We start from the raw sequence: 4,830 nt of genomic DNA on the forward strand, positions 1-4,830 counted from the left end.
CAGCGGGCGTTTGCCGTCGGCGTCCTTCGGCCCGTTCGCGGTCGCGGCGATTCGCGACGCGGGCGAGTCGTCGGGCACCAGCCCGTTGAGGAACCGCGACCGCCTGCGCACCCGCCTGCCGCCCTCGGCGCGAGCCAGCGCCCAGGACACGGCGAGATGTTCGCGTGCCCGGGTGACGCCGACGTAGAGCAGCCTGCGTTCCTCTTCCAATGCCGCCTGATCGGACGGGCTGCCGTCGTCACCGAGGACATGCTGGATGGGCAGAGTGCCGTCGGCGACGCCGACCAGGAACACGGCATCCCATTCCAGGCCCTTGGCCGCGTGCAGCGAGGCCAGGGTGACACCGTCGACGGTCGGCGGATGCTTGGCCTCGGCGCGGGTCGCGAGTTCGCGCAGCAACCCGGTCAGGTCGATCTCCTCGTCGTGGCCGACCAGCTCCTCGGTGAGCTGCACCAGCGCCAGCAGCGAGGACCAGCGTTCCTTGGCCTGCGCGCCCGCGGGTTCCTCGGCGGTGAGCCCGACCGGGGCGAGCGCGGCGCGGACCAGCGTGATCAGTTCGGCGCCGCTGCGCGCCTCGTCGGGCAGGTCGTCGCGGGCGTCGGTCTGGCGCAGCGCCTGAATCGCCTGGCGAACCTCCTGCCGCTGGAAGAATCCTTCGCCACCGCGCACCTGGAACGGGATGTCGCGGGCGCCCAGCGCCTGCTCGAACGGTTCGGACTGGGCGTTGATCCGGTAGAGCACGGCGATCTCGGCGGCGGGTGTGCCAGCGGCGATCAGCTTCTTGATCCGTCCCGCCACGGCCGCGGCCTCGGCGGGCACGTCGGGGTATTCGGCGAACTCGGGTTCCGGCCCGTCGGGGCGCTGTCCGATCAGCGCGAGCCTGGTCCCGGCGATGCGGCCGCGGGCGGCGCCGATCACCCGGTTGGCCAGCGACACCACCTGCGGGGTCGACCGGTAGTCGCGTTCGAGCCGGATGACGGTGGCGTCGGGGAAACGGCGGGAGAAGTCGAGCAGGTAGTTCGGGGTGGCGCCGGTGAAGGAGTAGATGGTCTGGTTGGCGTCGCCGACGACGGTGAGATCGTCGCGTTCCCCCAGCCACGCGTCGAGTACCCGCTGCTGCAGCGGGGTGACGTCCTGGTACTCGTCGACGACGAAGCTGCGATAGCGGCCGCGGAACTCGTCGGCGACGGCCGGATAGTCCTCGAGCGCGGCCGCGGTGTGCAGCAGCAGGTCGTCGAAGTCGAGCAGCAGGCCGTCGGCGGAGGTCTTCATCGATTCGTAGCCCGCGTAGACCTGGGCGACCCTGGTGACCTCGACCGGCGCGTCGCGGTGGTGCCGTGCCGCGGCGGCGGGGTAGTCCTCTGGCGCGATCAGCGACGCCTTGGCCCATTCGATCTCGCTGAGCAGGTCGCGGATCAGTTCGGTGGATGTGCCGAGCCCCGCCCGGTGCGCGGCTTGGGAGACCACGGGGAACTTGCTGTCGAGCAACCGCCACGGCACGTCACCGACGACCTGCGGCCAGAAGTACCGCAGCTGCCGCAGCGCCGCGGCGTGGAAGGTGCGGGCCTGGACCTGCCCGGCCTCGCCACCGAGTCCCATCGTGCGCAGCCGGTTGCGCATCTCCCCCGCCGCCCTGGCGGTGAACGTCACGGCCAGGACCTGGTCGGCCTTCACGTGTCCGCCCGCGATCAGGTGCGCGATCCGGTGGGTGATGGTCCTGGTCTTGCCGGTACCCGCGCCGGCGAGCACACACACCGGTCCTCGTGGCGCCCGCACCGCGGCGGCCTGTTCCGGGTCGAGGGCGGTGAGATCGAGTGCTGGCACGGGCACCATCATGACAGCGCCCGCCGACAAGCGGACCCGATGGCCGCCGTACCTCGGATTACGGCGCGCCGATGCCGTCACATGTCGGCCCGGAACACCACGCGCTCCCGCGATGTTGCACATCCCGTGACTGACGCAACCACTGATCTGACGATGTACTCGACCACCTGGTGCGGCTACTGCCGTCGCCTCAAGACCCAGCTCGACGAGGCGGGCATCACCTACACGGTGATCGACATCGAGGACGACCCCGCTTCGGCCGAATTCGTCGGCAGCGTGAACAACGGCAACCACGTCGTCCCGACGATCAAGTTCCGCGACGGCTCGACCGCGACCAACCCGTCGCTGTCGCAGGTCAAGCAGGCACTCGCCGCCCTGGCCTGAGGGCGGGCGGCTGCTACTCCGCCCAGGATTCGATGATCGTGCGTGCGATCGAGATCGACCCGGGCACCAGCAGCCGCGCGCCGGTTTCCTTCGCCGACCAGTCTCCGATCTGGAGTGCGGCCCTCACCTCGTCGCGGGTGAACCAGTGCGCCTCGGCGATCTCGCCGTCGGAGAACACCAGCTCCTGCGCCGGATCGCCGACCGCGGCGAACCCGACCATGAGCGAGCGCGGGAACGGCCACGGTTGACTGCCGAGGTAGTGGACCTCGCGCACGTCGACGCCCACTTCCTCGCGGACCTCGCGCTCGACGCAGCGCTCGAGCGACTCGCCCACCTCAACGAATCCCGCCAGCAGCGAGAACATCGTCGCGGGCCAGGTGTGCTGGCGCGCCAGCAGCACGCGGTCGGCGCCGTCGTGCACCAGGCAGATGATGGCGGGGTCGATCCGCGGGAACTCTTCCTCGCCGTCCGCGGTGAGCCGGGACCAGCCCGCCCGCGCCAGCGTGGTCGTCGTGCCGTCGCCGCCGTGATAACCGGCACGATCGTGCCAGTTCAGCAGGGCGTAGGCCGTGGCGAGCAGGTCGGCGGTGAAGTCGTCGACAGCGCCGAGCGCCCGCAGATCCTTCAGCGTTCCGTCGAGTTCGGGATCGCGCACGGCCCACAGGTGGCTGCCATCGGCGACGCCGAGGAAGACCGCGCCGGGACCCGGCTGTTCGGCGAGCGTGACGGCGGCGTCGAGGACCACTCCGGCGCTCTCGACCCGCACCCGCCCGCGCGCGTCGACACGCAGGATCTTCGCTTTACCCCAACCTTCACGCAGGGCCTCGGGATCGAGCCGGACGTGCTCGGCTCGATCGATGGCGGAACGCGACAGCAGCGGAACGTCTTTCAGTCGGAACGACACACTGCTGAGCATAGTGGGCGCTGCCCGGCGCGGCCGTCCGAGACCTGCGCATGGCCGGAGCGAACGCGGAGGTACGCCTGGTCCCCGCCTACTTTCCGCTGCGGCGGATGTAGAGCAGCTTGTCGCCCGCGTCGAGCGCGTCGACCTCGGGTTCACCCACCCGGATCAGGTTGCCGTCGCGCACCACGCCCAGCACGATGTCGCTGAGATGCCGCGGCGATCCGCCGACCTCACCCGGTTCGACCTCGCGTTCGGCGACCGCGAAACCCTGTTCGGGCGTCAGCAGATCCTCCATCATCTCCACGACGGTGGGCGTCGTGGTGGCGATGCCGAGCAGCCTGCCCGCGGTCTCCGAGGACACGACCACCGAGTCGGCGCCGGACTGGCGCACCAGGTGGGTGTTCTCGGCCTCGCGGATGGCGACGACGATCTTGGCCGTCTTGTTCAGCTCGCGGGCGGTGAGCGTCACCAGCGTGGCCGTGTCGTCGCGATTGGTGGCGACGATGACGGAGGCGGCCCGCTGCACACCGGTCAGCCGCAGCACATCGGATTTGGTGGCCGAGCCGTGCACGGTGACCAGGCCCGCGTTCGCGGCTTGCTCGAGTGCCACGGCGTCGGTGTCGACCACCACGATCTCCGACTGCTGCACCCCGTCGCCGAGCATGGCGTCGATCGCGGTGCGTCCCTTGGTGCCGTAGCCGACGACGACGGTGTGATTGCGCACGGTGTGCCTCCATCGCTGAATCTTGAACGCCTGCCGTGACCGTTCGGTGAGCACGCTGAGGGTGGTGCCGACCAGCACGATCAGGAACAGGATGCGCAGGGGGGTGATGACGATCGTATTGATCAGTCGCGCCGACGGAGAGAACGGGGAGATGTCGCCGTAACCGGTGGTCGACAGCGAGACGGTGGCGTAGTACAACGCGTCGAGGAACGACAGCTCGCCGCCGGCGTTGTCGTTGTAGCCGTCGCGACCGACGTACACCACGATCGCCGCGGTGAACAGCAGCGCGATCGCGAACAGGACGCGGCGGGTGAGGGACCACCACGGACTGGTCTGCGCCGCGGGGATCCGCAGCAAACCGACCAGCGCGTAGTCCGGGCTGCTACTGAGCCCGATCGGGCCGACCTTGTCCCCTAGCATCGCCCCCTCCTTTCGCTCGGCCCGTCACCGATTTCGTCAGGCTCCGGCACAATCCGGGAGCCTACTGCGTTCCCACGCGCCGGGCTCATTCGACATCCGGGGCCGGAGCGGCGTCGCGGATGAGCTGCTCGAGTTCCTGCGGGCCCGCGAGGTCGGCGGGGGCGATGGTGCGGCCGGAACGGACGTAATGGAATGCCGCGCCGACTCGTTGGAGCATCTGGTCCTCGGTGGCCCCGGTGCGGGCGGCCATCAGCCGCGCCCAGGCGAGGCGGTAGACGGCCAGCTGCACGGCGACGGCGGCTTCGTCGGCGGGGCCGGGTTCGGCGCCGGTCTTCCAGTCGACCACCACCCAGCGGCCGCCGGGTTCGGCGAACACGGCGTCCATCCGGCCGCGAATGACGGTGCCCGCGATGCTGGTCTCGAACGGCACCTCGACGTCGATCGGGTTGCGGTGCGCCCACGGCGACCGGCGAAACGCCCCCCGGCTGTGGGCGGGTTACGTGTGGGCGCGGGCCCGTTGGGGCCGGCGGTGGGCGGCGCCCGGGCCGTGGTGGCTGGCCCGCCCCGCGAGCGG

The 4,830-nt window shown here is 70.6% G+C and carries 4 protein-coding genes and 1 pseudogene; 1 reads left to right on the top strand and 4 read right to left on the bottom strand.

Annotation, left to right across the window (positions count from 1 at the left end; all coding sequences use genetic code 11):
- On the bottom strand, window positions 1-1,836 hold a 1,836-nt coding region (locus tag ACFWPJ_RS24905), incomplete at its 3' end, for an ATP-dependent helicase (protein WP_378854805.1).
- A 141-nt stretch (window positions 1,837-1,977) separates the two neighbouring features.
- Between ACFWPJ_RS24905 and ACFWPJ_RS24910 the strand changes: the two genes are divergently transcribed.
- On the top strand, window positions 1,978-2,208 hold the full coding sequence (locus ACFWPJ_RS24910; RefSeq protein ID WP_189027531.1) for a mycoredoxin: 231 nt from the start codon (window positions 1,978-1,980) through the stop codon (window positions 2,206-2,208).
- 13 nt (window positions 2,209-2,221) lie between these two features.
- On the opposite strand, the gene nudC is transcribed toward ACFWPJ_RS24910, so the two are convergent.
- The 3 genes and pseudogenes from nudC to ACFWPJ_RS24925 form a co-directional block, all read right to left on the bottom strand.
- Window positions 2,222-3,124 (bottom strand): NAD(+) diphosphatase, encoded by a 903-nt coding sequence (gene nudC, locus ACFWPJ_RS24915; RefSeq protein ID WP_378854806.1) that lies wholly within the window; start codon window positions 3,122-3,124, stop codon window positions 2,222-2,224.
- Between the two features lie 76 nt (window positions 3,125-3,200).
- Window positions 3,201-4,256: a potassium channel family protein gene (locus ACFWPJ_RS24920; protein ID WP_378854807.1), complete on the bottom strand. Its 1,056-nt coding sequence runs from the start codon at window positions 4,254-4,256 to the stop codon at window positions 3,201-3,203.
- Window positions 4,257-4,341: 85 nt separating this feature from the next.
- Window positions 4,342-4,734, bottom strand: a pseudogene (locus tag ACFWPJ_RS24925) (PD-(D/E)XK nuclease family protein); the annotation flags it as partial.
- Window positions 4,735-4,830: the final 96 nt, after the last annotated feature.

The organism is Nocardia sp. NPDC058497, from assembly GCF_042720195.1.
Taxonomy (GTDB): Bacteria; Actinomycetota; Actinomycetes; order Mycobacteriales; family Mycobacteriaceae; genus Nocardia.